Origin of the sequence: Sorangium sp. KYC3313 (assembly GCF_052075895.1) — a bacterium.
GTDB classification, from domain to species: domain Bacteria; phylum Myxococcota_A; class Polyangia; order Polyangiales; family Polyangiaceae; genus Sorangium; species Sorangium cellulosum_B.
This window is the reverse complement of the sequence record NZ_CP197255.1, coordinates 11,584,706-11,610,527: the sequence shown is the minus strand read 5'-3', so window position 1 is coordinate 11,610,527 and position 25,822 is coordinate 11,584,706. Positions and strand designations below refer to the sequence as shown.

The 25,822-nt window shown below is 71.8% G+C and carries 20 protein-coding genes; 12 read left to right on the top strand and 8 right to left on the bottom strand.

Translation table 11 applies throughout. The features are described from left to right. Positions 1-334: 334 nt before the first annotated feature. Positions 335-1,507 (top strand): tetratricopeptide repeat protein, encoded by a 1,173-nt coding sequence (locus ACSRUE_RS44225; protein ID WP_437943863.1) that lies wholly within the window; start codon positions 335-337, stop codon positions 1,505-1,507. A 27-nt stretch (positions 1,508-1,534) separates the two neighbouring features. Here the strand turns inward: ACSRUE_RS44225 and ACSRUE_RS44220 are convergent, their stop codons facing one another. Then, positions 1,535-2,668 carry a vWA domain-containing protein gene (locus ACSRUE_RS44220; RefSeq protein WP_437943864.1) on the bottom strand — a complete coding sequence of 378 codons (1,134 nt, stop codon included), beginning with the start codon at positions 2,666-2,668 and terminating at the stop codon, positions 1,535-1,537. Between the two features lie 411 nt (positions 2,669-3,079). On the opposite strand from ACSRUE_RS44220, the gene ACSRUE_RS44215 reads away from it, so the two are divergent. After that, a complete protein-coding gene (locus tag ACSRUE_RS44215) occupies positions 3,080-4,636 on the top strand; it encodes a hypothetical protein (protein ID WP_437943865.1) in 1,557 nt (518 codons plus the stop codon). Positions 4,637-4,718: 82 nt separating this feature from the next. Here the strand turns inward: ACSRUE_RS44215 and tmk are convergent, their stop codons facing one another. Both tmk and panC read right to left on the bottom strand, forming a co-directional pair. Next, the gene (gene tmk / locus ACSRUE_RS44210) at positions 4,719-5,417 is read right to left on the bottom strand and encodes a dTMP kinase (RefSeq protein WP_441288824.1); all 699 of its coding nucleotides are present in this window, start codon (positions 5,415-5,417) and stop codon (positions 4,719-4,721) included. Then, a complete protein-coding gene (panC, locus tag ACSRUE_RS44205; protein ID WP_441288823.1) occupies positions 5,418-6,308 on the bottom strand; it encodes a pantoate--beta-alanine ligase in 891 nt (296 codons plus the stop codon). A gap of 193 nt (positions 6,309-6,501) precedes the next feature. Here panC and ppk1 point away from each other — a divergent pair, with 193 nt between their 5' ends. After that, positions 6,502-8,715, top strand: coding sequence for a polyphosphate kinase 1 (ppk1, locus tag ACSRUE_RS44200; RefSeq protein WP_441288822.1), 2,214 nt, complete (start codon positions 6,502-6,504; stop codon positions 8,713-8,715). Between the two features lie 79 nt (positions 8,716-8,794). Here the strand turns inward: ppk1 and ACSRUE_RS44195 are convergent, their stop codons facing one another. Continuing rightward, positions 8,795-9,544, bottom strand: a complete 750-nt coding sequence (locus tag ACSRUE_RS44195; protein WP_441288821.1) for a hypothetical protein — start codon at positions 9,542-9,544, stop codon at positions 8,795-8,797. 1,399 nt (positions 9,545-10,943) lie between these two features. Between ACSRUE_RS44195 and rpsL the strand changes: the two genes are divergently transcribed. From rpsL to rpsS, 9 genes are all read left to right on the top strand, one after another. After that, positions 10,944-11,342, top strand: coding sequence for a 30S ribosomal protein S12 (gene rpsL / locus ACSRUE_RS44190; protein ID WP_012233473.1), 399 nt, complete (start codon positions 10,944-10,946; stop codon positions 11,340-11,342). 37 nt (positions 11,343-11,379) lie between these two features. Next, a complete protein-coding gene (gene rpsG / locus ACSRUE_RS44185) occupies positions 11,380-11,850 on the top strand; it encodes a 30S ribosomal protein S7 (RefSeq protein ID WP_012233474.1) in 471 nt (156 codons plus the stop codon). Between the two features lie 305 nt (positions 11,851-12,155). After that, entirely contained in the window at positions 12,156-14,270 is a 2,115-nt protein-coding gene (fusA, locus tag ACSRUE_RS44180) for an elongation factor G (protein WP_437761497.1), read from the top strand. 9 nt (positions 14,271-14,279) lie between these two features. After that, on the top strand, positions 14,280-15,470 hold the full coding sequence (tuf, locus tag ACSRUE_RS44175) for an elongation factor Tu (protein ID WP_012233037.1): 1,191 nt from the start codon (positions 14,280-14,282) through the stop codon (positions 15,468-15,470). A gap of 10 nt (positions 15,471-15,480) precedes the next feature. Next, entirely contained in the window at positions 15,481-15,792 is a 312-nt protein-coding gene (rpsJ, locus tag ACSRUE_RS44170; RefSeq protein WP_012233476.1) for a 30S ribosomal protein S10, read from the top strand. Between the two features lie 13 nt (positions 15,793-15,805). After that, a complete protein-coding gene (rplD, locus tag ACSRUE_RS44165) occupies positions 15,806-16,429 on the top strand; it encodes a 50S ribosomal protein L4 (RefSeq protein WP_012233477.1) in 624 nt (207 codons plus the stop codon). Positions 16,430-16,444: 15 nt separating this feature from the next. Then, positions 16,445-16,741, top strand: coding sequence for a 50S ribosomal protein L23 (locus ACSRUE_RS44160; RefSeq protein ID WP_012233478.1), 297 nt, complete (start codon positions 16,445-16,447; stop codon positions 16,739-16,741). Positions 16,742-16,743: 2 nt separating this feature from the next. After that, a complete protein-coding gene (gene rplB, locus ACSRUE_RS44155) occupies positions 16,744-17,574 on the top strand; it encodes a 50S ribosomal protein L2 (RefSeq protein ID WP_437761496.1) in 831 nt (276 codons plus the stop codon). Between the two features lie 2 nt (positions 17,575-17,576). Beyond that, positions 17,577-17,876 carry a 30S ribosomal protein S19 gene (rpsS, locus tag ACSRUE_RS44150; RefSeq protein ID WP_437761495.1) on the top strand — a complete coding sequence of 100 codons (300 nt, stop codon included), beginning with the start codon at positions 17,577-17,579 and terminating at the stop codon, positions 17,874-17,876. A gap of 127 nt (positions 17,877-18,003) precedes the next feature. Here rpsS and ACSRUE_RS44145 read toward each other — a convergent pair whose 3' ends face one another. The 4 genes from ACSRUE_RS44145 to ACSRUE_RS44130 all read right to left on the bottom strand — a co-directional run bounded on the left by ACSRUE_RS44145 (position 18,004) and on the right by ACSRUE_RS44130 (position 25,751). Continuing rightward, the gene (locus tag ACSRUE_RS44145; RefSeq protein ID WP_441288820.1) at positions 18,004-19,050 is read right to left on the bottom strand and encodes a tetratricopeptide repeat protein; all 1,047 of its coding nucleotides are present in this window, start codon (positions 19,048-19,050) and stop codon (positions 18,004-18,006) included. Between the two features lie 5 nt (positions 19,051-19,055). Next, positions 19,056-23,255: a protein kinase domain-containing protein gene (locus ACSRUE_RS44140; RefSeq protein ID WP_441288819.1), complete on the bottom strand. Its 4,200-nt coding sequence runs from the start codon at positions 23,253-23,255 to the stop codon at positions 19,056-19,058. A 373-nt stretch (positions 23,256-23,628) separates the two neighbouring features. After that, on the bottom strand, positions 23,629-24,285 hold the full coding sequence (locus ACSRUE_RS44135; RefSeq protein WP_441288818.1) for a tetratricopeptide repeat protein: 657 nt from the start codon (positions 24,283-24,285) through the stop codon (positions 23,629-23,631). Next, the gene (locus ACSRUE_RS44130; protein ID WP_441288817.1) at positions 24,285-25,751 is read right to left on the bottom strand and encodes a protein kinase domain-containing protein; all 1,467 of its coding nucleotides are present in this window, start codon (positions 25,749-25,751) and stop codon (positions 24,285-24,287) included. Before ACSRUE_RS44130 ends, ACSRUE_RS44135 begins: the two co-directional genes overlap by 1 nt. Positions 25,752-25,822: the final 71 nt, after the last annotated feature.

Below are 25,822 nucleotides of genomic sequence, written 5' to 3'. Positions count from 1 at the left end.
CCACCTCCAAGGCCCCACAACGGGGCCGTGATGCCTTCGAGGGCCCACAACAGAGGCCCTCGTTCCGATCGTCGCTGGAGAGGAGAACGCCGCCGACCGAGCTACACGCCGAGACAGCGGCCTGATGAACGAATGCGAGATTACCGCAACCTGGCGGATCCATGCAGGCTTTTTGTCGGGCGAGGCCATTCTGCAATTTCACAGAGCAGCCGTTGTAGTCAGGGATTGCCCTACGGCGTACAGCAATCCACCGGTGTCCCGGACGGCCGGGCCGGACTCTCCGTCCATGCACGTTGCGGAACAACCTCGAGCGTGGGGCTATTCTTCCCCGGCAATGTCGAGTTCCAGCGCCACCTCGGTCGCCCTTCTGGCCCTTGCGGTCGTCCTGGGCGGATGCACTTCGGAGGCCAACGTGCCGGCGCCGGCGCGATCGCCGCGGCCGGCCCCGGCGCGCGCGCCGGTCGAGCTCGCGCCGGTCGTCGTGTCGCCTTACTCGGACGCCGAGCTCGCGGCGGAGTTCGAGCGGGCGCGCGCGCTGCTCCTGGCCGACAAGGCGCGTGAGGCGGCGCCCCTGTTCGAGCGGCTCGCCCGCCTCGCGCCGGGCGGCGAGGTCGCGCCCCCGAGCCTGTTCAACGCCGGGCTCGCGCACGAGGCGCTCGGCGACCGCGCGCTCGCGGCCGAGCGCTACCGCGAGGTCGCGCAGCGCTTCCCGGACCACGCGGTCGCGCGCGGCGCGCTCTTCCGGCTCTCGCGCGCGGCGGCCGCCCTCGAGCGGTGGCCCGAGCTCGTCGAGGTGTCGCGCGGCCTGCTCCGCCTCGGCGATCTGAGCGTGCTGGAGGCGATCGAGGCGCGCGGCGCGCTCGCGCTCGGCCTGGTCGAGCAGGATCTCGTGGAGGAGGCGGCGCGTCAGGTCGCGCTCGCGCGTGATCTCATCGAGGAGCACCGGCTGGGCGAGTCCGGCAAGCCGCCGATCGAGCTCGCGCAGGTGAGCTTCGCGCTCGGCGAGGTGCGGCGGCGCCGGAGCGAGGCGATCACCTTCGTGCCGGTGCCGGCGAGCTTCGCCGAGGCGCTCGAGCGCCGCTGCCAGGGGCTGCTCGACGCGCAGAGCGCCTACACCGAGGCGATGCGCAGCCTCGACGCCCACTGGTCGGCGATGGCGGGTTACCGCATCGGGCAGCTCTACAAGGAGCTCCACCGCGACGTGATGCAGGTCCCGCCGCCGCGGGGCGCCGACACCCCGAGGGAGAGGCAGCTGTTCGAGGGGGCGATGCGCCTGCGCTACCGCGTGCTCCTGGAGAAGGGGCAGAAGATGCTCGCCGGCACCGTGCGCCTCGGCGACCGCACCGGGGAGTCGTCGGCGTGGGTCCTGCGCGCCCGCGACGCGCAGCGCGAGATAGCGCTCGCGCTCGCCGACGAGCAGGCGGCCCTCGCGAGGCTCCCGTTCACCGAGGCCGAGCTCCTCGCGGCGCTCGACGCCCTGAAGACGGCGGCGCCGAAGCGGCCGTGAGCCCCGCGCGGGCGGCGGGGGTGGGGCTCAGTTCAGCGTCGGCGCGCACCCGAAGAGCACGTCGAGCTCCGCGCGCACCTCGTGTTGCACCGTCGTGCAGGACGCCGGGCAGAGGATGATCTTCTTCGGGAGCACCTCGTCGTCGTAATACCACCCCGGCCCCGCGCCGCAGTCCGCCGCGTCGTCCGCCTTCGGGACCTCCAGCGGGCTCGCGCCCTCGGGCGCGAACCTGACCGCGACCCGGCTCGTGTCGAGGACCGCGCCCGCGGGCGGCGCGGGGATGAGGAGCTCGCACGGGAGCGCCGACGCGCGGATCTCGGCCATCTTCGCCGAGAACGCCGTGATGTCCGCCGTGACGTCGAACGCGCGGGTCGTCCCGCCGGCGGCGGCGATCTGGTCCAGGTTGGTGAGCGTCGAGCCTTGCACCGCGACGACGTAGGTCTGGACGCCGTTGTAGCGGAGGGCCCTCTGCGCCATCTCCGCGGTGCTCGCGACGGTGTTTCCGGAGCAGCCCGAGGGATCGCCGTCGGTCGCGAGCACGACGATCACCTTGTGGGAAGGGTTCGCGTCCTTGTAGGCGGTCGCGTTCGCGAGCACCCCCTGCAGCGCCGGGCGCATGGGCGTCCCGCCGCCAGGCGAGGTGCTCTGGATGGAGGCGGTGAGCTCCGGCGTGTTCACCGGCAGCTCGCCGATGGCGACCGCGAGCTCGTCGTAGCTCGTGTGGTCGCAGTCGCTCTGCCCATTGCTGCTCCGCGGGAAGTAGGTCAACCCCACGTTCATCCCGGCCGAGGCGGCGTCGGTCACGAACGCCGAGAGCGCGTTCGTGACGCCGACCCATTTCGAGCCGAGCATGCTGCCGGATCGGTCGAGCAGGACGAGCATATCGAGCGGCAGGAGCGTGGCCTCCGCGCTCGCCTGGGCGCAGGAGGACCCCTCCCCGAGGCCGCCCGCGCCGGCGCCGCCGAGCCCTCCCCCCTCGCCGAGCGACGTGTCTCCGCTCGCGCTGCTCACGCCGAAGGAGCCGCCGTCGCTCGCGGCGTCATCCGGCCGGGGGATCCTCGCGGGCTTCTCGTCCTCGGTGGCCGCGCAGCCGCCCGACTGCGCCGCGATCCCGCCGGCGACGAGGAAAGGGGCAAACACGAAATGGCGTCGGAAGGACATCTCTGCGCTCCTCTGAAAATGGGTGCGACGTGGCTCGCTGCCGCGGGGCTCCACGCGCGAAGTGGTCTGTCTATCGAGGGATGGCCGAGCTCCGAGACGATCTCGTCAGTGTATGCAGCTCTCGATCGAGGCGCGATAGGGGCTCTCCGGTTTGTAAGCCCCGCTCGTGTCGCGCTGTCGTTGCTCTCTCTTCTTTCGTCGCTTGTCGCGGCTCTCGTCGCTTGTCGCGGCTCTCGTCGCTCTCGCGGTCTCGTGCGCGCGCCGGCGCGGCGGGGCTCGGCGTCTTTGCTCGTCGCTGAGCACGCCGACCGTTCCGGGTGCTCGCGCGCCGGAACATCATGTTTCCTTGCGCAGCCGCGAAGGACGCGTAATTCCCACGAGGTGCGTCACGCTTGCTGGAAAGAGGCGAACATGACTAGGTGGATTCCATGGGTACTTTCCGCTGTCGCCCTGACGGATCTCGGCTGTTCGACTGCGACATCTGCGGGCAGCTCGGGCCCGACGGGGGCCGGCGGCGCCGCTGGGGCGGCTGTCTCGAGCGGAGGGGGCGGCGCGGGCGGGGACGGCGCGCCGTGCCGGATCGACTGCTCGCTCGTTCCGACCTCGCAATGCGTCGTGGCCGTGTGCAACGAGGCGACGCGCGATTGCGAGCTCGTCCCCAGCGCGGGCGGGGAGCCCTGTGACGACAGGGACGCCTGCACGGTCGGCGAGACGTGCGAGGAGGGTGTCTGTCAGGGCGGGGCCCAGGAGGACTGCGGCCTCGCGCCGGACGCCTGTCACGTGGTCACGTGCGTCGACGCGGGCGGCGCGCCGCGCTGCGGGGTGGAGCCGAGGGCGAACGGGGCCCCGTGCGCGACGGAAGACCGCTGTATCCTCGACGCGGCGTGCCTGGACGGCGCTTGCGTCGGGACGCCGCGGGACTGCTTCTTCTTCCACCTGCCGGACTCCTGTCATGTTGGTGCGTGCGACCCGGCCACCGGTGCGTGCGAGGCGGTTCCGGGGAACGAGGGGGCGCCGTGCGCGGACTCCGGCGATCTCTGCATGGTCGGCAAGACCTGCCAGAGCGGCCGCTGCGAGGGGGGCGTCCCGAAGGACTGCAGCGCGCTGAGCGTCGGGTGCAACGATGGCGCCTGTGATCCGGGCTCTGGCAATTGCTATGCTGAGCCGATCGGACCGGGCGGCGCCTGCCTCTCTGGGACCGACGAGTGCAATCGTGGCGTCTGTGACGAGAGCGGCGCCTGTATTTCCATCCCCACCCCCGGGGAGTCGTGCCTCTCGCAGGCGGTCGGTTGCACGCGCGGCGTCTGCAGCGAGGCCGGGGTGTGCACGGCGCGCCCGGTTCCCGACGGCGGGGTCTGCGTCGACAGCGACTCGTGCACCGTGGGGGAGTCCTGCCTGGCTGGCGTCTGTCAGGGCGGCGCCGCCGCGGCGGCGCCGGTGGTCTATTTCCGGGATACGTTCGAGAGCGACGGGGCCGGGTGGGAGCTCGGTCCGACCTGGCAGATCGGCGCGGCGAAGGCGTCAACCGGGCAGACCTATGGGCACCCCGATCCGGCGCTCGATCACACGGCGACGTCGGACAACGGGGTGGCCGGCGTGGTCATCGGAGGGAACGCGCCCCTCGGGGTCCACCCGTACTTCTACCTGACGAGCCCGGTCGTCAACGTCGATGTCGCGGGCGGCGTGTACCTGACGTTCTGGCGTCTCCTGAACAGCGATGAGACGCCTCACATGACGAACCGTGTCGAGGTCTATGACGGCGTCCGCTGGAAGGTGCTCTTCGAGTCGGGGGCGTACCCCGGCGTCCGCGACTCGGCCTGGACGAAGGTCGTCCATGACCTGACGCCCTACAAGAACGCCAGCCTGCGGGTCCGCTTCGGCTACGCGATCGGGCGGGAAGCCTTCGTCGACACCGTGTCGAGCTGGAACATCGACGATGTGGAGATCACGAACGCAGCTTGCCCGTAGAGCGCGCGACAGCGGCGCGGGGAGGCTCAGGGACCTTGCGCCCTCGGCAGCTCGACTCCGATGCTCGAGCGGGGACCCCGGCTCACCGATCCACGACGGCCGAGAGCGCCGCCGTGATCGCCCGGGAGACGTCGTCGACGGCGCCATCCCCGTCGATATGGATGACCCTGTCCCCCGGGACGAGCTCCTCCGCCCGGCGGTATGCCTCCGCGAGCCGCGCCTGCAGCTCGGTCTTCTCGAACAGCTCCTCCGGCCCCCCGCGGCCGCGGCGGCGCTTCTCGGCGATCTCGGGCGCCACGTCGATCACCACCGTGACGTCGGGCCTCAGGGCGTGGCGGTTGAGCTCACGTATCCATTCGACGATCGCCCCGGAGCCCGCCCCGTCCTCGCCCGCCGTCGTGGACTGGTAGGCCAGGCTCGACAGGTCGTAGCGATCCGAGATCACGACGTACCCGTCACGGAGGAGCGGCTCGATCTCGGCGCCGAGGTGATCGAGGCGATCGGCCGAGAAGAGGAGCGCCATGACCTCCGCCTGGCGGGCGCCGGGGAGCGAGATCCGGTGGGTCAGGATCTGCCGGAGCAGCGCGCCCACCGGCCCGGCGCTCGGCTCTCGGGTGACGTGCACCATGCGCCGCGCCGCCCTGAGGTGCGCCGCGTAGCGCTCGGCCTGCGTGCTCGTGCCGGCGCCGTCGATGCCCTCGAACACCACGAAGACGCCACGGCCGGCCTCCCCCGCCGGGCGCGACGCGGGGCTCTCTTGCTCGCCTCTCGTCCTCGACATCTAGCTCGCCTCCTCGCTCGACTCCGCGACGGGCGGCGCGTCCTCCCCGAGCACGACGTTGTCGATGAGCCGCGTCGTCCCGACGCGGACGGCGACCGCCAGCAGCGCCCGATCGCCGATCGCCGCCGCGTCGCTCCAGATCGCCAGGGACTCGGGATCGGCGAGGTCCACGTAATCGATGCTCGTCGCGGCGGCCGCGAGGCGCGCGCGCGCGGGCTCGAGGAGCGCCGCGGCGCGCCGCTCGCCGCGGGCGAAGGCGCGGCACGCGCCGGCGAGGGCGAGCGGGATGGCGCGCGCCGCGCTCCGCTGCTCGGGCGAGAGGTAGGCGTTCCGCGACGACATGGCGAGGCCGTCCGGCTCGCGCACCGTCGTGGCCCCGACGACGTCGACGGGCAGGAACAGGTCGGCGACGAGCCGCCGGATGACCTGGAGCTGCTGGTAGTCCTTCCGGCCGAAGACGGCCACGCACGGCCCGGCGAGCGAGAGCAGCTTCGTCACCACGGTGGCGACGCCCTCGAAGTGCACGGGCCGATGGACGCCGCAGAGCGGGCCCGCTGTCGCGCCGACGCGCACGCGCGTCTCCTCGCCGGGCGGGTACATCGCCGCGACGTCCGGCGCGAACACGCCGTCGGCGCCGGCCTCCGCGCAGGCGGCGAGGTCGCGCTCGAGCGTCCGCGGGTAGCGCGCCAGGTCCTCGCCCGCGCCGAACTGGGTCGGGTTGACGAAGACGGTCACGGCCACGAAGTCCGTCCTCCGCCGCGCCTCCGCGATCAAGGCGAGGTGGCCTGCGTGGAGCGCGCCCATCGTCGGGACGAGGCCGACGCGGCGTCCCGCCGCACGAGCCCGGTCGCACGCCACCCTGAGGTCGCCAGGATGTCGCCAAAACTCCATGATTGAACCCTACCAGACGTACGACAAAATCGGAGCTTCGATCATGGTTGACCTGCCGTCCACCCCAGATAGCTCACTCGCTCCCGACTCCGAGGACGACATCGACTCAGCCCAGGCCGCCGCGTCTGGATCGCGCCCGGGCGGCGCGTCCAGCGCTCGGCCCGGGGGGAGCTCCGCTCCATCGAGCGGCCCGGTGTCGATCTCGGCCGCCTCGGGGGCGCTCCCGATCGAGGGGGACCCGGCGCACTACCTGAACCGCGAGCTCTCGTGGCTCGAGTTCAACGCGCGGGTGCTGTCGGAGGCCAGGTCGCACGAGGTGCCGCTGTTCGAGCGCCTCAAGTTCCTGAGCATCTTCTTCTCCAACCTCGACGAGTTCTTCATGGTGCGCGTCGCCGGCCTCCAGGCGCAGACGCAGCGCACGATCGCGGAGGTCCCGCCGGACGGGCTCACGCCCCACGAGCAGCTCGTGGCGATCAGCGCGCGGGTCCACGCGCTCGTCGATGACGCCTACCAGCTGTGGCACTCGGATCTGATCCCGGCGCTCCAGCGCGCCGGCATCGTGATCGTCCGGCCCGACGAGCTCGGCGCGACCGAGCTCGGCGTGCTCGACGAGCGGTTCCGCACGGACATCTTCCCGATCCTCACGCCGATCGCGATCGACCCGGGGCACCCGTTCCCGCACCTGCGCAACAAGATGATCAACCTCGGGATCATGTTCTCCCGGGAGCATGAAGCGCAGGAGCCCGGCTTCGCGGTCATCCAGGTGCCCCCGGGGCTGAGCCGGCTGATGCGGGTCCGCGTGGAGGGCGCGACGCGCGCGTTCGTCCTGCTCGAGGACGTGATCGCCCGGCACGTGAAGGATTTCTTCCCCTCGGGCAGGCTGCGCGGCACGTACCCCTTCCGCGTCACCCGGAACTGGGACCTCGAGATCGACGAGGAGGAGGGCGAGGACCTGCTCGAGACGATCCAAGCCGAGCTCCGCCGGCGCGATCGCGGCAACGCCGTGCGCCTGGAGATCGGCTTCGGCGAGGGCGCCGGCACCTCGGTCCAGCGGCTCTGCCGCGCGCTCAAGGTCGACGCGTCGCACGCCGTCTACCGGGTGCCTGGGCCGCTCCACATCGCCGACCTCATGGGCATCGTCGCGGACGACGAGCGCCGCGAGTACCGGGACGAGCCGTTCGCGCCGCAGGTCCCGCCGCTCTTCCGGGACGTCGAGGACGTCTTCGCCGTCATCCGGGAGCAGGACGTGCTCCTGCACCACCCGTACGAGTCGTTCGATCCGATCGCCGAGTTCGTCTCCCGCGCCGCCGACGATCCGAACGTGCTCGCGATCAAGCAGACGCTCTACCGGACCGGCGGCGACTCGCCGATCCTGAAGGCGCTCGCGCGCGCGGCCGAGAGCGGCAAGCAGGTGACGGCCATCGTCGAGCTGAAGGCGCGGTTCGACGAGGCGAGCAACATCCAGTGGGCGAGGACGCTCGAGCAGAGCGGCGTGCAGGTGATCTACGGCCTGCTCGGGCTGAAGACGCACGCGAAGGCGCTGCTCGTGGTGCGGCGCGAGAAGGACAAGCTGCGCCGCTACGTGCACCTGTCGACGGGCAACTACAACCCGCAGACCGCGCGGCTCTACACCGACATCGGCCTGTTCACGGCGAACCGGGAGATCGGCGAGGACATGACGTCGCTCTTCAACCTGCTGACCGGCTACAGCGCGCCGCCCAAGTGGAACCGCCTCCTCGTGGCGCCGCTCGGCCTGCACGAGGCGGTGCTGGGCCTCATCGCGCGCGAGGAGGCCCACGCGCGGGCCGGGCGCAAGGCGGAGATCGTGGCGCAGATGAACGCGCTCGTGGACGTCGACGTCATCGACGCGCTCTACTCGGCGTCGCAGGCCGGGGTCGACATCAAGCTCGCCGTGCGCGGCATCTGCTGCCTCCGGCCGGGGATCCCGGGCCTGTCGGAGCGGATCCAGGTGCGCGCGATCATCGATCGTTTCCTCGAGCACAAGCGCCTGTTCCGGTTCGCGAACGGCGGCAGCGCGGAGATCTACATGTCGAGCGCCGACTGGATGCCGCGCAACTTCCATCGCCGCGTCGAGCTGATGATCCCGATCATCGAGCCCGCCACCCGCGCGCGCGTGGAGGACATGCTGAACACCGTGATGTCCGACACGGCGAAGACCTGGGAGCTCGCGAGCGACGGCAGCTACCACAAGCTCCAGCAGCCCGCCGGCGCCCCCCAGCTGCGGTCGCAGCAGCGCTTCATCGAGCTCGCGCGCGAGCGGGTGAAGCTCAGCGATCCGCTGGCGCGCGGCGGCGGGCGCTTCCACATCCTCCGCATGCCCGCGGGCACGGACGACGGCGGGCCGCGCCACCGCAAGGGCGCCAAGAAGAAGAAGGGTCTGCCCTGAGCGACGACGCGCACGAGCAGCAGATGAGTCCCCGCGGCCTCGCGCGCGGGCAGGAGCGGGATCGGGCGAGGGGAGCCCTTCAGAACTGCGTCTGCAACGCGGCGGAGCCGGGGCCGAGCGAGAGCGTGGTCTGGGCCGACGCCTTGGGCGTCGCGTCGCTGACCGGCACCTTCTTCCCGCCGATGACCCAGAGCGGGATGCCCACGGCGATCATGATGCCGCCCGCCACGGAGACGAGCGCGCCGGCGAGCTGGCGGCGCCCGTCGGAGCGCGTCTCGCAGATGCCCGTGAAGCCACCGAAATCGCAGTAGATCTCGTATCGGTTGCTCGCCGACGCGAGCAGGCCCGTCCCGGTGAAGAACGCGATCGTGCCGCCGGCGGTGAGCGCGATGCCGCCCAGCATGAGGCTCGGGCTCTTCCGGCGCAGGGGAACCGGGGGCGGAGCAGGCGGGATCTCGGCCGGTGTCACCGGGTAGCCCGGCGGGAGCGAAGGGTAGGCGCCGCCGTACGGAGCGTAGCCGCCCGGGGGACCAGGCGGCGGATAGCCCGGCGAGGCCCCTGGCGGAGCCTGCGGGACTTCCTGCGGAGGCGCTGTGTAGGGGGCCGCCGGGTACGGCGGGGGAGCCGCCGGGTACGGCGGCGCGGGGGCAGCGGGCGGCGCGGAGGCAGCGGGCGGCGCGGGTTGCGGCGCCGGCTGCGCGCCCGCCGTCGCCGCGGCGAGGAGGCCGGACAGCGCGACGCCGAGCGGCAGGGCGAGCGCCTGCGCGCGGGCGCTCGGCGAACGGCCCGGCGTTCGAGCGGCGTCGGGCGAAGCATTCAAGCGAAGCATCTCGGGCGTCCTTTCATCACGGCGGTTGCGATCACTCGTGTGGAAGCTCGGCAGGCTTTTGCGCCGGCTCCGGCGGGGGCGCCGGCTCCGGCGGGGGCGCCGGCTCCGGCGGGGGCGCCGCCTCTGCTGTCGGCACCCGGGCGGACGGCGTCGCCCCCGCTGCCGTCGTCGCCACGGGCGGGGCGGCGGCCGGCTTCGGTGCGCTGGTGCGCTTCTTCAGCGGGGCGGCTGCGGCTGCTCCGGTGGCCGCTCCTGGTGGTGGAGAGGCGCTGGCAGCCGTCCCCTTTGGCGGGGCGCCGGCTGCGGCACGCTGCGGGGTTGCAGCGCGTGCCCCCTCCGCTGCGGGCGGTTCGGCGGTGACGATCGTCGGCGGCGACGAGTCGACGGGAGGTGGAGCCGGCAGCCCGTCGGTCGCCGTCGGCGCGGCGGACGGCTCCGCGGCGTGTGTCTTTGCCGGAGCGGCTCCCGCGGGCTCCGGGTCAGCGCGCGCTGGGGCGCGGGGGGACTGCGCGGCGAACACGATCACCGCGGCGAGCGCCACGAGGCCCAGGAACACAAGGAGCGCGCGATCTCGCTTCGGCTTCGTCTGTGCGCTTCCGCCGCGCGCTCGCGCGGGCTGCGCCTCGACGCCGCCTCTCCGATGGGATCGATCGCCGGCGTCGCGCGCCCGCGCGGGCGCCGCGCTGCTCGGCGCAGCGGCGCCGCTTGTGCGCGCGCCGCGCGGGTCGTCGCCGCTTCGGCTCGCCGCCGGATCGACGCGCGCCACCGCAGGGCCTCGCGCCGTCGCGCTGTCGCCCTGATCGCCGCGCGACGAGCGCTCCGCGCCCCCCGTGTCCACGCCGGACGCAGGCCTCGACGCTGCGCTGCTCTGCGGCGCCTTGCGCCGGCTTTCTTTACGCTGGGAGCGTGAAAGCTTCTTCGCCACGCAGCGACCGTACCGAACAGCAGGCGGGCCGCCAAGGGCCCGCGGCGCGTGTCGGCGTCCGACTCGTGCCGCGCGCGCAGGCTCCCGCCCGTCTCGGGAGCCGCGGTCGCACGCCGAGCGCCCCGTCGAACGAGGCGCGCACGGACGGCCTCCGCCGCGCGCCTCAACCCACGAGCCCTTCGCGCGCGGCCGGGACGCGCGGAACACGGCCTCCGCAGGCGCGCCGGGACCGACGCGCCCGACACGAACGATGCCGCGCCTTGGCCAGCGCAACGGACGCAACGGACGCAACGGACGCAACGGACGCGAGCGATGCGACCGACGCGAGCGACGCGGCGGGCGCGGCGCACGGGATCGACGCGAACGAACGGCGCGCTGGCGTATCCAACACGAACGAATGTCGTCCCGCTTGACATGGGTCGCCTCCTGGGTATCCTGCGCGTCCCCATCCCTCAGGTGGAAATACGCGTCACTATGCCGACCATCAGCCAGCTCATCCGCCAAGGCCGCGAGGCCGCTCGTTACAAAACGGCCTCTCCTGCGCTCAAGTCCTGCCCGCAGCGGCGAGGCGTGTGCGTACGTGTTTACACCACGACGCCGAAGAAGCCCAACTCGGCGCTCCGCAAGGTCTGCCGTGTCAGGCTGAGCAATCAGATGGAAGTGACGAGCTACATCCCGGGCGAAGGCCACAACCTGCAGGAGCACTCGGTCGTCCTCATCCGCGGCGGCCGTGTCAAGGACCTGCCGGGCGTGCGCTACCACGTCGTCCGCGGCACGCTCGACGCGTCCGGCGCTGCCGGGCCTAGCTCCACCAACAAAGCGACCCGCAACCGCAAGCGCTCGAAGTACGGCGTGAAGCGCCCGAAGGCCTGACCGCCTCAACGCGCGAAAGCCGAGCAGAGGAACGAAGATGCCCCGTCGTCGCGAAGTCCCGAAGCGGAAGATCATTCCGGACCCGAAGTACAAGGACAAGCTCGTCGCCAAGTTCACGAACTCCCTGATGCAGTCGGGCAAGAAGGCGACCGCCGAGGGGATCCTCTACGGCGCGTTCGACATCGTGCGCGACCGCTTCAAGGAGGAGCCGATCGACGTCTTCCGCAAGGCGCTCGACAACGTGAAGCCGAAGCTCGAGGTGAAGAGCCGGCGCGTCGGCGGCGCGACCTACCAGGTCCCCGTCGAGGTCCGCCCCGAGCGTCGCGTCGCGCTGGCGATGCGGTGGCTCGTGACCTACTCGCGCGGCCGCGGCGAGAAGACGATGCGCGAGCGGCTCGCCGCCGAGCTCGTCGACGCGGCGCAGAACCGCGGCAACGCGGTCAAGAAGCGCGACGACACGCACAAGATGGCGGAGGCCAACAAGGCGTTCGCCCACTATCGCTGGTAGGTCAGCGAGGCCAGCGCAGATCCCGGATCTGCGCTGGTTCGTCATTTCAGGTCCCATCCCCAGGCGAGGAGACGCGTAGAGCGAGATGGCACGGCTGACATAAGGATCGGGTTACAGAGCCGGTCCTCTCGAGGGAGCGCGACAGCGCCCGCCCTCGCGGGACCTAGAAAAGCTGCTGCTGTACCCCGACACCCTCTCCAGGTTTCAAGTGCCCGCCACAACGGAGGCGGGCCGGGCTGGAGAGGGTGTTTTGCATCCTGAGTCCGAAACCCTCACCCCACGCATCACACGACGGAGAAGGAAAAGTGGCACGCGAGTACAGCCTGGAACGGACGCGCAACATCGGGATCATGGCCCACATCGATGCGGGCAAGACCACGGTCACCGAGCGCATCCTTTATTACTCGGGTGTCAACTACAAGATCGGCGAGGTCCACGAGGGCGCAGCCACGATGGACTGGATGGTCCAGGAGCAGGAGCGCGGCATCACCATCACGTCCGCCGCGACGAACTGCTTCTGGGCGCCGGAGCAGGGCCCCGAGAAGGGCGTCTCCCACCGGATCAACATCATCGACACGCCCGGCCACGTCGACTTCACCATCGAGGTCGAGCGGAGCCTCCGCGTGCTCGACGGCGCGGTGGCGGTGTTCGACGGCGGCAACGGCGTCGAGCCGCAGAGCGAGACGGTGTGGCGGCAGGCGGACAAGTACGGCGTCCCGCGCATCGCGTTCATCAACAAGATGGACAAGGTCGGCGCCGACTTCGACATGTGCGTCGACTCCATCCGCGAGCGCCTCGGCGCGAACCCGGTGGCGATCCACTACCCGCTCGGCGCGGAGGACTCGTTCCGCGGCGTGATCGACCTCGTGACCCTCCGGGCCGCCGTGTTCGACGAGGAGACGAAGGGCCAGCGCTACGACTGGCAGGAGATCCCGGGCGACCTGCTGCCGCGGTGCAAGGAGCTCCGCGAGAAGCTCATCGAGGCGTGCGCCGACGCGAGCGACAAGGTGATGGAGAAGTTCATCGCCGGTGAGCTCGACCAGATCACCGAGCAGGAGATCCACGCGGCCATCCGCGCGGGCACCCTCGGCTTCAAGATCGTCCCGGTCCTGTGCGGCTCCGCGTTCAAGAACAAGGGAGTCCAGCTCCTGCTCGACAGCGTTGTGAACTACCTGCCGTCGCCGGTCGACATCCCGGCCGTCGAGGGGACGCTGCCCGACAAGAAGGACAAGGTCGTCTCGCGCAAGGCGAGCGACGAGGAGCCGTTCGCGGCGCTGGCGTTCAAGGTCATGAACGACCAGTTCGGCAACCTCACGTTCTTCCGTGTCTACTCCGGCACGACGAAGAGCGGCGTCAGCGTGCTCAACTCGACGCGCGGCAAGCGGGAGCGCTTCGGGCGCATCCTCCGCATGCACGCGAACAAGCGCGAGGAGATCGACGTCTGCTACGCGGGCAACATCTACGCTGCCGTGGGGCTCCGCGACACCCGCACCGGGGACACTCTCTGCGAGGAGAAGAACCCGATCGTGCTGGAGCGGATGGAGTTCCCCGACCCCGTGATCTCGATCGCCATCGAGCCGAAGACCAAGGCCGATCTCGACAAGCTCGGGCTCAGCCTGCAGAAGCTCGCCTACGAGGACCCCTCGTTCCGCACCTTCACGAACGAGGACACGGGCCAGACGATCATCGCCGGGATGGGCGAGCTCCACCTCGAGATCATCGTCGACCGCCTGAAGCGCGAGTTCAAGGTCGACGCCAACGTCGGCAAGCCCGAGGTCGCCTACCGCGAGACCATCGCGAAGAAGGCGACCGACGTGGAGGGGCGCTTCGTCCGGCAGTCGGGCGGGCACGGCCAGTTCGGTCACGTGAGGATCGACATCGAGCCGGCGGAGCGCGGCGCGGGCTTCGTGTTCGAGAACGACATCGTCGGCGGCATCATCCCGAAGGAGTTCATCCCCTCGATCGAGAAGGGCATCCGGGACGCGATGGGCCGCGGCGTGCTCGCCGGCTACCCCGTCGTCGACATCAAGGTGCGGCTCCACTTCGGCAGCTACCACGAGGTCGACTCGTCCGGGCCCGCGTTCGAGGTCGCCGCGTCCATGGCCTTCCAGGACGGCGCCAAGAAGGCGGGGCTCGTGCTCCTCGAGCCGATGATGGCCGTCGAGGTCGTGTCGCCCGAGAACTACCTCGGGGACGTCATCGGGGATCTCAACTCGCGGCGCGGCCGCATCCTCGATATGGGCCAGCGCGCGAACACCCGGGTGATCCGCGCAGAGGTCCCGCTCGCCACCATGTTCGGTTACGCGACCGACGTCCGTTCCAAGACGCAAGGCCGCGCGACCCATTCGATGCAGTTTTCTCATTACGCACCGGTTCCAGCAGCGATCCAGGAAGAGATCGTCGCCAAGCAGCGAGGTTAAAGAGACGCCATGGCCAAGGAGAAATTCACTCGTACGAAGCCGCACGTGAACGTGGGCACCATCGGTCACATCGACCACGGCAAGACCACGCTCACGGCGGCGCTCGTCAAGGTGCAGTCGAAGCGCAACCTGGCGAAGGCGATCTCGTACGCCGACATCGCGAAGGGCGGGACGGTCCGTGACGAGACGAAGACGGTGACCATCGCGGCGGCGCACGTCGAGTACGAGTCGGCGAACCGCCACTACGCGCACGTCGACTGCCCCGGGCACGCCGACTACATCAAGAACATGATCACCGGCGCGGCGCAGATGGACGGGGCGATCCTCGTCGTCTCGTCGCTCGACAGCGTGATGCCGCAGACGCGCGAGCACGTGCTGCTCGCCCGGCAGGTCGGCCTGAACCACATCGTCGTGTTCCTCAACAAGTGCGACGCGGTGGACGACCCGGAGATGCTCGACCTGGTCGAGATGGAGGTCCGCGAGCTCCTGTCGAAGTACAAGTTCGACGGGGACAACGCGCCGGTGGTCCGTGGCGCGTCGCTGCCCGCGCTTCAGGGCGACCCGAAGTGGGAGGAGACGATCCAGCAGCTGCTCAGCGCGCTGGACAGCTACATCCCCGAGCCGGTGCGCGACATCGACAAGCCGTTCCTGATGGCGATCGAGGACGTGTTCTCGATCAAGGGCCGCGGCACGGTGGCCACGGGCCGCATCGAGCGCGGCGTGATCAAGGTCGGCGACGAGGTGCAGATCATCGGCTTCAAGGACACGAAGAAGTCGGTCGTGACCGGCGTCGAGATGTTCCGCAAGCTGCTCGATCAGGGACAGGCGGGCGACAACGTCGGGTGTCTGCTCCGCGGCGTGGAGAAGGAAGAGATCGAGCGCGGCCAGGTGCTGGCGAAGCCCGGGTCGATCACGCCGCACACGAAGTTCACCGGTGAGGTGTACGTCCTCAAGAAGGAGGAGGGCGGGCGCCACACGCCGTTCTTCACCAACTACCGGCCGCAGTTCTACATCCGGACGACGGACGTGACCGGCACGGTGAACCTCCCCGAGGGGGTGAAGATGGTGATGCCGGGCGACAACATCACGATGACGATCGAGCTCATCGCCCCGGTCGCGCTGGAGGAGCAGATGCGCTTCGCCATCCGCGAGGGCGGCAAGACGGTGGGCGCCGGCGTCGTCACCAAGATCCTCGCGTAGGAAGAGCACCATGGCTGATACAACCAAGATCCGGATTCGCCTGAAGGCCTTCGACCACCAGCTGCTCGACAAGTCGACGAGCGATATCGTCGAGACGGCGAAGCGGACCGGGGCGCACGTCGCGGGGCCCATCCCGCTGCCCACCGAGATCCGCCGTTACACGGTTCTTCGGGGGCCCCACGTCGACAAGAAGTCGCGCGAGCAGTTCGAGATCCGGACGCACAAGCGGCTTCTCGACATCATCGAGCCGACTCAGCAGACCCTCGACGCGCTGATGAAGCTCGACCTTTCGGCCGGCGTCGACGTCGAGATCAAGAGCTAGGAGTCCAGGTACCATGAAGGTTACCGTTTACAACCTCAAGCGGGAGCAGGTCGGCGAACTCGACCTCTCGGACGAGGTCTTCGGGACCGAGGTGAAGGAGCACCTCTTCTACGAGGTCGTGAAGGCGCAGCTCGCGTCCCGCCGCTCGGGCACCAAGGCCACCAAGGAGCGGAGCGCGGTCGCCGGCTCCACGAAGAAGCTCTATCGCCAGAAGGGCACCGGCCGCGCTCGCCAGGGCTCGATCCGCGCGCCGCACCACGCGGGCGGCGGCATGGCGCACGCGCTGGAGCCGAAGGACTGGTCGTACCGTCCGCCGCGCAAGGTGCGGATCGGCGCCCTGAAGAGCGCGCTCTCGCTCTTCGCGAAGGAGGGCCGGCTCATCGTGCTCGACAGCCTCGAGGTCTCCGAGATCAAGACCAAGGCGATCGCTGCCACGCTGACGACGCTGCAGGCGGATCGGAAGTCGCTGGTCGTCGACACGGCCGGCAACGACAAGCTGGTGAAGAGCCTCCGCAACCTGGAGAACCACCAGTACCTGCCGCCGGAAGGGGTCAACGTCTACGACCTCCTCAGGCACGACCACCTCATCGTCTCGAGGGACGCCGCCAAGGCGCTCGAGGCGCGTTGCCTTCGCTAGTCAGGGGAGTCCGACATGCAGCCCGAGCAGATCATCCGCCGGCCAATCATCCTCACGGAGAAGTCGAGCCGGCTCCGCGACCAAGGCAACAAGGTCATCTTTGAGGTCCGCCGCGAGGCGAACAAGATCCAGATCAAAGACGCCATCCAGACGCTCTTCAAGGTGGGTGTCGTGGACGTCAACACGCTGATCATGCGCGGCAAGGACAAGCGCATGGGGCGCGGCTACGCGAAGCTGCGCAATTGGAAGAAGGCGATCGTCACCCTCAAGGAGGGTGACGAGATCCAGTTCTTCGACGAGAAGGCGGAATAGCGATGGGAATCAGATCCTTCAAGCCGACCTCGCCGGCGCGGCGTTACTACTCGGTCAGCGACTTCAAGGAGATCACGAAGGTCGAGCCCGAGCGGTCGCTGCTGGAGCAGCAGACGTCCACCGGCGGCCGGAACAACAACGGCCGGATCACGTCGCGGTTCCGCGGCGGTGGTCACAAGCAGCGCTACCGGATCATCGATTTCCGGCGCGACAAGATCGGCGTCCCGGCGAAGGTCGCCGCGATCGAGTACGACCCGAACCGGACGGCGCGCATCGCGCTCCTGCACTACGTGGACGGCGAGAAGCGCTACATCCTGGCGCCCGACGGCCTCGCGGTCGGGGCGACGCTGCTCGCGAGCCGGAACGCGGACATCAAGCCTGGCAACAGCCTGACGCTCCGCTTCATCCCGCCCGGCACCTCGATCCACAACGTCGAGGTCAAGAAGGGCAAGGGCGGTCAGCTCGTGCGCTCGGCCGGCGTGGCTGCGCAGCTCATGGCGAAGGACGGCGACTATGCGCAGGTCCGCCTCCCGAGCGGTGAGATCCGCAAGGTGCACCTCGATTGCCGCGCCACGATCGGGCAGGTGTCGAACCCCGAGCACGCGAACATCAGCCTCGGCAAGGCGGGGCGTTCGCGCTGGCTCGGGCGCCGGCCGCACAACCGCGGTGTCACGATGAACCCCGTCGATCATCCGATGGGCGGCGGTGAGGGCAGGACGAGCGGCGGGCGCCATCCGTGCTCGCCGTGGGGTCAGCTCTCGAAGGGCCTCAAGACGCGGAACAACAAGCGCACCGACGGGATGATCGTCCGGCGGCGCGGGACCAAGGGTTAGTCATGCCGAGGAGCATCAAGAAAGGGCCCTTCATTGACGGTCACCTGCTGGAGAAGATCCAGGCGGCCCAGGCGACCAATGCCAAGAAGGTGATCAAGACGTGGTCGCGCCGCTCGACGATCCTGCCGGAGTCGGTCGGCCTGACCTTCGCCGTGCACAACGGGAGGAAGTTCGTTCCCGTGTTCGTGACGGAGAACATGGTCGGCCACAAGCTGGGTGAGTTCGCCCCGACGCGCACGTTCCACGGCCACTCCGGGGACAAGAAGTCCAAGGTCGGCAAGGGCGGCCCGGGCGGTCGCTGATCGCTCCGCGTCAACCGCGAGCGCATCGACATGAAGCGGGCAGGGTCGCAGCAGCGGCCCTGCCCGTTCCTTTTTGCGCAGCTACGGCCTGAGCGCCGCCAGCACGGGCGTCTCCGTCGCCGCGCGCCTAGAAGGTGCTGCGTAGACCGGTGAAACCGGGGCCGACGAGCAGCTGCGTCGAGGCCGTGGCGCTCTGCGAGCCGCCAGCGCCGCCTCCGGTGAAGCTCAGGATGAGCAGGGTCGTGCCCGTGACGAGCCCGAGCGCGCCGACAACGACGCCGATGTTCGCGGCCGTCTTCTGGGTCTTGCCGGCGTCGATGTCGTCCTGGCGATCGGCGGGGCAGGGGCCCCCGCAGGTCTCGGCGAGATCGCTGTAGGTGCTGTTCGCCATCAGCCCGGCGACGGTGAACATCGCGAGCCCCGCAACCCCCACGCCGCCGGCGGCGTAGGCGTAAGGCCGCAGGTACGCACGCGGCGAGGGCGCTTCCGAGAAGGGCGGGCTCGGGCCCTCGTCGAGGAGCGCCGGAGCGCCGGAGCCGGCCTCGGTCGGGCCGCTCGGCTCGGCGTCGAGCGCGACGGTCTTCGCTTCGCCCGCCGAGAGATCGACGGTCTGCGGCGTCGAGGTGAGCTTGGTGCGCAGGACGATCTCGGTCTTGCCGGGCTTGACCGGGAACGGCTTGCCCCACCGCTCGCGCGGGACGTCCTTGCCGGCCACCGCGAGCGAGGTCGCCGCGTCCGGGTGCGCGACCGTGACCGTGACGAGGGCGATCTTGCGCGCGAGCTCGTCGCGCTCCAGCTGCGCCGTCTGCTCCGTCTGGGCATAGCGCGGCTCGTCCTTCGCCCGGGACGCGGCCTCCGCCGCGACCTGATCGAACTCGAGGTACGCCTCGATGTGATCGCCGAGATCCGCGAGGCAGCGCGCGATGTAGAGGCGGGAGTTCGGGCTCGGCACGGTGGCGTACGAGGCCCGGAACTGCTCCAGCGCAAGCGCGTAGCGCTTGCTCTCGTAGAGGGCGGCGCCCTTCTTGAAGTGGTTCTGCGCCTTCTCCACCGCGTCCGGCGCGGGCGTCGCCGCGGCGCCGTCCGCGCCGGCTGCGCGCCCGGGGAGCGTGCACAAGCACAGGCAAGATGCCGCACCGAAGAGCAGCGCACGGAGCCAGGGTCGAGATCGCACGGTGTTCAGATACCCGATGGGTTGTACTTCTTCTTGGGGGTGGGTTTGCCGGTCGTTGCTGGCTTGGGCGCAGGCTTCGCCGGCGTGGCGGTCGTCCGGGGGCGCGTGGTCGACGGTGGGGGCGACGCCTGCGGCGCGGCGACGGGCTGCGCCGTCGCTGCCGCGGGCGCCTTGGCCGCCTGGGAAGGCGCCGACGCCGCCTCGGGAGGCGTCGCGGAGGCCTCGGGAGGCGTCGCCGAGGCCTCGGGAGCGGGCGGCGACGCCGGCTCCGCCGCCTGAGGCTCCGCTGGCGGAATGGGCGCAGCCGGGACGGCCTCCGCCGGAGCGGCGGTGGCGGTGGTGTCGGCCGCCACGGCCGCGGGCAACGCATCGACGCGCGCCTTGCCGATCTCGGGACGCGAGCGCTCGTCGCCGCCGCGCACGACCAGCGCGACGGCCCCGAGCGCCACACAGAACATCGCCGCGCCGGCCACGATCAGCTGGAGCCGCTTGCGCCGCTCCCCGGTCTCGAACGATCGGTCGACCGCCGTGACCTCGCCGGCGTCGTTGGCGAGGCTCCGCGAGCCGCCCCTCGCGAGGCGTTCGCTGAGCGCCGCGGCCCGGGACGCGGGCGGATCCGCTGCCGCGAGCACCTTCGTGGCGGGCACGCCGGCCGCCGGGAGGATCCGCTTGGCGGACGGGCCGAGCGGCTTGCCCTCCCGGGCGGCGGGCCGCGGGCTCACCGGCTCGGCCGGCTCGCCGGGCGCGACGTCGGCCTGCAGGGCGGGCGCGATGATGAGCCGCGGCGGCACGCCGGCAGGCTGCGCCGGCACGGCGATCTCTTCGAACGAGATCGGCTCCAGGCTGACCGGCGGCTCCTCGTCCTTCTCCGCGGTCGGTGGTGCAGGCCCTCTGCTGGACGCCTGGCCGGCGCCGGCTGGCGCCGCTGCCGCAGGAGGAAACCCCGCGGCGGAGGGACCGCCCTCGCGCGAGCCCGCGCCGAGGTCGGCCAGCGCAGCGTGGCCCTCCAGAGAGGCCCCGGGCCGGCGCTCCGAGTTCACGGCCGCGCCTGCGTCGACGGCCGCGATCGCGTCGCGGAGCTCCTGGGCGCGCTTCTCCTGGATCTCGCCGATCGCCTGCCGCACGAAGGCCGCCACGTCCTCGTCGGTCGTGGGTTCGCCGAGCGTCGACGCGACCTGATCGATGGCCCGCTGCATCTCCGCGCACGTCGAGAAGCGGCTCTCGGGGTCCTTCTCGAGCGCCTTGAGGATGATCCTGTCGAGCTCGGGGTGGATCGCTCCGTTCAGGTCGCGCGGGGGGAGCGGGTTCTTGATGGTGATGTTCTCGATGGTCGCGAGCTCGGTCTCGGCGCGGAAGGGGTGCAGCCCCGTCGTGAGCACGTACAGCAGCGCGCCGAGCGAGAAGATGTCGCTCCGGCGATCGATGGGGAGCCCGCCGAGCTGCTCCGGCGAGAGGTACGGCGTCTTCCCCTTGACGATGCCGCCAGCGCGCGTGACGTGCAGGCGCCCCTTCGACTTCGCCACGCCGAAGTCGACGATCTTCACGAACCCGGCGGTCGAGATGAGCACGTTCGCCGGCGAGATGTCCCGGTGGACGAGGTCGAGCAGCACGCCGCTGTCGTCGCGGAGCTCGTGCGCGTTGTGGAGCCCGGCGCAGATCTGCGAGGCGATGCGGAGCACGATCCGCTGCGGGATGCCCCCGAGCCGCTTCGCGGCCTTCTGCAGCGTGCCGGCCGTCTCGCCGTCGACCCACTCCATCACGATGTAGAGGACGTCGTCCTCCTCGCCGAGATCGAGGATCTCGACCACGTTGGGGTGCCGGATCCGCGCCGCGACCCGCGCCTCGTCGAGGAACATCGACTCGAAGTCGGGGTCGTCGGAGACGTCGGGCAGCATCGTCTTGATGGCGACGATCTTCTTGAAGCCGCGGGTGCCCTGGAGGCGCGCGGCCCAGACGGCCGCCATGCCGCCCTTGGCGACCGGCATGAGGATCTCGTAGCGGCCGAGGGTGCTCCCCGGGCCCAGCTGGTCCACGGCCGACGCCGCGCGACCCCAGAGCTTGTTCGGGCCCTGCATCCCGGTCGGCGTGGCGACCGTCCTGCTGGAGGTCGACGCCGGACCGTTGCCGCGCGCGCCCTCCTGCGTCGCAGGCGCCCCGCCCGGAGGCGCGGCCGCCGCCGGCGGGGGCGGCGGGGTCTTCGCTGCGACAGGGATGGCAGGCGCGGTGGCCGACGCGGGCGCGACGGGGGGCAGCGGCTGAGAAGACGCGGCCGGCGCGGGCGCAGCGGGCGGGAGGGGCGCCGACGGTGTCACCGGCGCGCGGCTCGTGGCCGTCGCCAGCGGCGGCGCGGGCGTGGCGGCCGCGCGTGGCGCCGGCGTCACGGCGGGCACCATGGGCGTGCGGCGCGTCGCAGCGGCCGGCGGCGGCACAGGGACCCGAGGCGTCGGAGGGCTCGGCGTGTGCGCTGGCACGGCGGCGGCGGGCGCTGCAGCGGCGATCTTGCCGTGCGTCTCGGGCTGCGCCGGCGACGTCGCGCGAGCCGGCGGCGGCGGGCGAGGTGGCCTCGGGGACGGCCCTCCCGGGGCGGGTGTCCGCGGCTTCGGCGCCGTCCCTTCGGCCGGTGTCGGCGTCGCCCGCGCCGCCACGACGGGGGCGCCCAGATCGCCCGGGCGCGGCGCGGCGGGCCGCGCGGGCGGCTGCTCCTTCGCCGTGGCCGCCCCCGTCGCTGCGGCGCGCTCGGTGCTCGCCCCGGCGGCGGCGCGGTCCTCCGTCCCCTGGCCCGACGGCTCGATCCGAGGAAGGGTCTGTGCGGGACGCCGCGGCCCGGGCAGGTCGCGGGCGGGGGCCTCGTCCGCCGAGCCCCACCCGGTGTCGACGCTGGCGTGCGCCGCATCGGTGCCCGCAGGTCCCGCGCCGTTCGACGCGCCTGCGCCGACCGCTGGCTTGGCCGCCAGGCCGTTCTTCGGCGCGGCGGCGTCCTTCGTCGCCGTCGCGCCGCTCGTCGGGCGAGCCTGGCTCGCGGCGATCGCGCCGCCCGCGGCCACCGGCGGCGCGCCAGGCGTCGCCGCGCGCGCGCGCGGCGACGGCGCGGTGATCGCCTGACGCGGGCCGTCGCCGCGGGGGGAGAGCGCACCGTCGGTCGCGGGGCCCGCCACGCCCACCAGCGTCATCCCCCGCGCGCGCGGCGGCGGCCGCGGCTCGTCCCCGCCAGCGGGGCTCGCCATGGCCGCCGCGATCATCGTCCTGCGCGGCTCGATCGTCTTGCCGGCCACCCTGCTCACCGCCGCGGCCACGTCCTCATCCCCGGCGATCCGCCCTGCTCCCGCGGCCTCCAGCGCCGCGAGCATCGCCGAGGCGCTCTCGAAGCGGCGCGTCGGATCGCGCTCGAGCGCCGTCTGGACGACCTCGACGACCTCGGCCGGGACGGCGCCCCCGGCGAGCCCCGCGAGCTGCGGGATCGGCGCCGACTGCACCTTCTGGATGACCGCGGCCTCCAGCTTCGACGAGAACAGCCGCTGCCGCGCGAGCAGCTCCCAGAGCACCACGCCGACCGAGAAGAGATCCGCGCGCGGATCGAGCGGGGCTTCCGCGTGCGCTGCCATCGCCTTGACCCGCTCGGGCGCCGCATAGGCCAGCCGATCGGGGTTCCTCGTCCCCATGGGCGCGAGCCCGGCGATGGCCCGCGCGACGCCCAGCCCGCCGACCCGGGTGACGCCGTCGATGCCGACGGAGACGTGGGTCGGGTTCAGCTCGCCGTGAACGAGCGGCGCCGGCTGCGCCGTGTGCGCGGACGCGAGCGCGCGCAGCGCGTCGATCGCGATCCGGAGGGACACCGGCGGCGGCAGCCCCTCGGCGCCGGCCGCCGACACCAGCGCGCCCAGCGGCTCGCCCTCCACGTACTCCGAGACGATGAAGACCTCGCCGTCCGCGATGCGGGCGTCGAGCACCGAGAGCACGTTGGGGAAGCGGACCTGCTGCGCCATCCCGGCTTCGCGGAGGATGCTGTCGGCGGTCTCGGCCCTCTTCGTGAGGTGCCGGTAGATGCGCAGGATCGTGACGGGTGGCGCGCTCTTCGCCCCGCCCTCGTCGGTGGACGCCCGCGCCAGCCACGTGGAGCCGATGCCGCCGCCGGAGAGCTCTCTCAGCAGCTCATAGTTGCCGAGTCGCGAAGCAGAGCCCGCACCGGGCGGCCTGTCGAGCGCCATGGGATTCGCATGCTATCAGGACGTCAGAAGCTGGATCCAGCGTTCACGGCCGATGACTCGGCGAGTTTGGGCCTGTCCGGAGCGTCCTGTCAGGTGGGCCTCGCATGGGATCCAAGCGTGCGCTGGACGGTCGGGCCAGCGCCGCCCGTGCGGCGAAATGCCGCGTGCTCGCGCGATCTCGCCGGCGTGTGGGCGCGGCGCGTGCGACCGGGCACACGCCCGCGACGAGCCGCAGGGCCGCGCGGCGAGGGCGCTCCGCGAAGGCGCGCCACCGCTGCGCGCTCATGTCCGGAGCGAGGGGCGCGGGCCCCCTCCGCTCACACACAGGTGCTGGGGTGTGGGGAGCTCGGTACGGGGCGCGGGCTCGGCGAGCTCAGGGGCGCGACACGCTGGACACGCTGGACACGCGGAGCGCGACGGGGTGAACGGTCAGCGTCACGAACCTGGTTCGGCGCTCGTGGCTCGAGAAGGCGCTCGCGGCGACGGGGATCCCGTGCCGGAGCGCCACGGCCACGTGAGGGCCTGGATCGACCCGGATTGCCCGCGACGGCTGCGTCACCTCGCCGTCGAGCAGCAGGGTCACGCCGTCGGTCGCGCCGGCGAGGTTCAGCACGATCCTCGGCATCCGTCCCGCGAGGTCCTCGAGGCGCGCGTCGATCTCGGCGAGCACCCCCGGCGACGCCTTCCGCGCGTCCGCGTCCGCGTCCGCGATTGCGCGCGCGTTGTGGTACGTCCGCTCGGCCGTGCGCAGCCGGCCGAGCCGCTCGTGACAGAGGCCGATGTGGTACGTCACGTTCGCCGTCGGCCGCCGGCGGGCGATCGCCTCGAACCTGTCCAGCGCGTCGGCCCAGCGCCCCGCGATCTCGAGCGTCAGCCCCTGCGCGAACTGGAGCCTCAGCGCGCGCGTCGCGCTGTCGTCCTGCGCATGCAGCCAGGAGGGCGAGAGCAGCGCCCAGCAAACGAGCCCGGGCGCAGCGGCGCGCCGCCAGCGGCGTCGGCGAGGAGCGGTGATCGGTGCGGCGCTGGTCATCAGAACCCGGGGCTCGTGATGCGGGGTCGAGACGGCCCGCGCGGCGCTTGCCCGCGCGGGGGCTTGTCCTCGGAGGCCGGCGAGACGTCGTCGCTGCCCGGGTCCCTCGAGGCGCGCTCGGGCGAGCCCGGCGCGCCGCCGCGGCCCGCCGCGCTCCGAGGCGGCGCACCGCTGCTCGTCCCCTCGGGCGCGCTGGCGCCGCGCCGCCAGGCGGCGCCGCTGTCGGCGAAGGCCGTGGCCAGCACGGGGCGGAGGCTCTCGCGCGTCGCGCTCCCGGGCCCCGCGTCCGCCTGCTCCCGCAGCGCGGCCGAGCTGAGCGCCGCCGCGAGCGCCGCGGCGCCCGCGAGCCGGATCGCCAGGATCGTCCTCGCGCGGCGCGCCGCGCCCTGCGTGGCGGCGGCGCCCTGCGTGGCGGCGGCGCCCTGCGTGGCGGCGGCGCCCTGCGTGCGCCCGATCGTCGTCGCCTCCCGCCACCGAGGCGCCCGCGGCGCCCGGGTCCAGAGCCGCTCGAGGGCGCGAACGGCGAGCCTCGGGGGCGCGGCGAGCGCGCCGCGGGCTCGCGTCACCTCCCCGGGCCGCGAGCCTGCGGCCGGCGGCGAGAGGATCACGATCGGCGCGGGCGCGCTCGCGCCGAGATCGTCGAGCGCGGCCTGGAGATCCGCGCGCAGCGAGGCCGCGTCCGGGTAGCGCCGCGCCGGGTCCTTCTCGAGACACCGGCCGGCGATCTTCCGGAGGCGCGGCGGGATCGAGCTCGGCAGCGGCGCGGGCTCGGTCTCGAGGATGCGCCGGAGGACCGCGTGGTGGTTGCCTCCCGTGAACGGCTGCGCGCCGCTGAGCGCCTCGTAGAGCATGACGCCGATCGCCCAGAGATCGGCGCGCGCGTCGATGGTGCGCCTGCCGAGCGCCTGCTCCGGGCTCATGTACGAGGGCGTCCCGAGCAGCTGCCCGTCGATGGTGATGGCGTCGCCCGCGCCCGTGAGCTGGCTGATGCCGAAGTCGACGATCTTCGGCACGATCCCCTCGCCGGGGACCGTCGCCATCATGATGTTCTCCGGCTTGATGTCGCGGTGTACGACGCCCTCGGCGTGGGCGGCCGAGAGCCCGCAGCACACCTCGATGAGGACGGGCACCACCTCTTCGGGCGGCAGCGGCCGGTTCGGCTGGAGGCGGTCAGCGAACGGCGAGCCCCGCAGGAGCTCCAGGGCCAGGAACAGGTAACCCTCGTCCTGGAGCTCGCCGGCGTCGACGACGCCGACGATGTTCCGGTGCTGGAACTTGCCGATGATCTTCGCTTCCCGGATGAAGCGCCCGACGACCTGCTCGTCCCGGAGCGCCGGGGACAGCTTGAGCGCCACGTCCCGGCCGATGAGCTCATGGCGCGCCCACCACACGCTCGACATCCCACCCGCGCCGATCTGCCGGATCAGCCGGAAGCGACCTCCTGCAACGTCCCCGGCATGAAGCATGTGCCCCCTTCGCCCATCGCGCGTGAGAAGCCTTCACGCCGATCGAGCAACGACTGCGGAAAGCACGAGCA

Bases quoted from the DNA above. Each gene is read 5' to 3' on its own strand.
- ACSRUE_RS44160 (WP_012233478.1), top strand. From the start codon at position 16,445: ATGCAGCCCGAGCAGATCATCCGCCGGCCAATCATCCTCACGGAGAAG.
- ACSRUE_RS44195 (WP_441288821.1), bottom strand. From the start codon at position 9,544: ATGCTTCGCTTGAATGCTTCGCCCGACGCCGCTCGAACGCCGGGCCGT.
- tmk (WP_441288824.1), bottom strand. From the start codon at position 5,417: ATGTCGAGGACGAGAGGCGAGCAAGAGAGCCCCGCGTCGCGCCCGGCG.
- rpsG (WP_012233474.1), top strand. From the start codon at position 11,380: ATGCCCCGTCGTCGCGAAGTCCCGAAGCGGAAGATCATTCCGGACCCG.
- rplD (WP_012233477.1), top strand. From the start codon at position 15,806: ATGAAGGTTACCGTTTACAACCTCAAGCGGGAGCAGGTCGGCGAACTC.
- ACSRUE_RS44220 (WP_437943864.1), bottom strand. From the start codon at position 2,668: ATGTCCTTCCGACGCCATTTCGTGTTTGCCCCTTTCCTCGTCGCCGGC.
- ACSRUE_RS44225 (WP_437943863.1), top strand. From the start codon at position 335: ATGTCGAGTTCCAGCGCCACCTCGGTCGCCCTTCTGGCCCTTGCGGTC.
- ACSRUE_RS44130 (WP_441288817.1), bottom strand. From the start codon at position 25,751: ATGCTTCATGCCGGGGACGTTGCAGGAGGTCGCTTCCGGCTGATCCGG.
- ACSRUE_RS44140 (WP_441288819.1), bottom strand. From the start codon at position 23,255: ATGGCGCTCGACAGGCCGCCCGGTGCGGGCTCTGCTTCGCGACTCGGC.
- rplB (WP_437761496.1), top strand. From the start codon at position 16,744: ATGGGAATCAGATCCTTCAAGCCGACCTCGCCGGCGCGGCGTTACTAC.
- rpsL (WP_012233473.1), top strand. From the start codon at position 10,944: ATGCCGACCATCAGCCAGCTCATCCGCCAAGGCCGCGAGGCCGCTCGT.
- rpsS (WP_437761495.1), top strand. From the start codon at position 17,577: ATGCCGAGGAGCATCAAGAAAGGGCCCTTCATTGACGGTCACCTGCTG.
- rpsJ (WP_012233476.1), top strand. From the start codon at position 15,481: ATGGCTGATACAACCAAGATCCGGATTCGCCTGAAGGCCTTCGACCAC.
- tuf (WP_012233037.1), top strand. From the start codon at position 14,280: ATGGCCAAGGAGAAATTCACTCGTACGAAGCCGCACGTGAACGTGGGC.
- ACSRUE_RS44215 (WP_437943865.1), top strand. From the start codon at position 3,080: ATGACTAGGTGGATTCCATGGGTACTTTCCGCTGTCGCCCTGACGGAT.
- ACSRUE_RS44135 (WP_441288818.1), bottom strand. From the start codon at position 24,285: ATGACCAGCGCCGCACCGATCACCGCTCCTCGCCGACGCCGCTGGCGG.
- panC (WP_441288823.1), bottom strand. From the start codon at position 6,308: ATGGAGTTTTGGCGACATCCTGGCGACCTCAGGGTGGCGTGCGACCGG.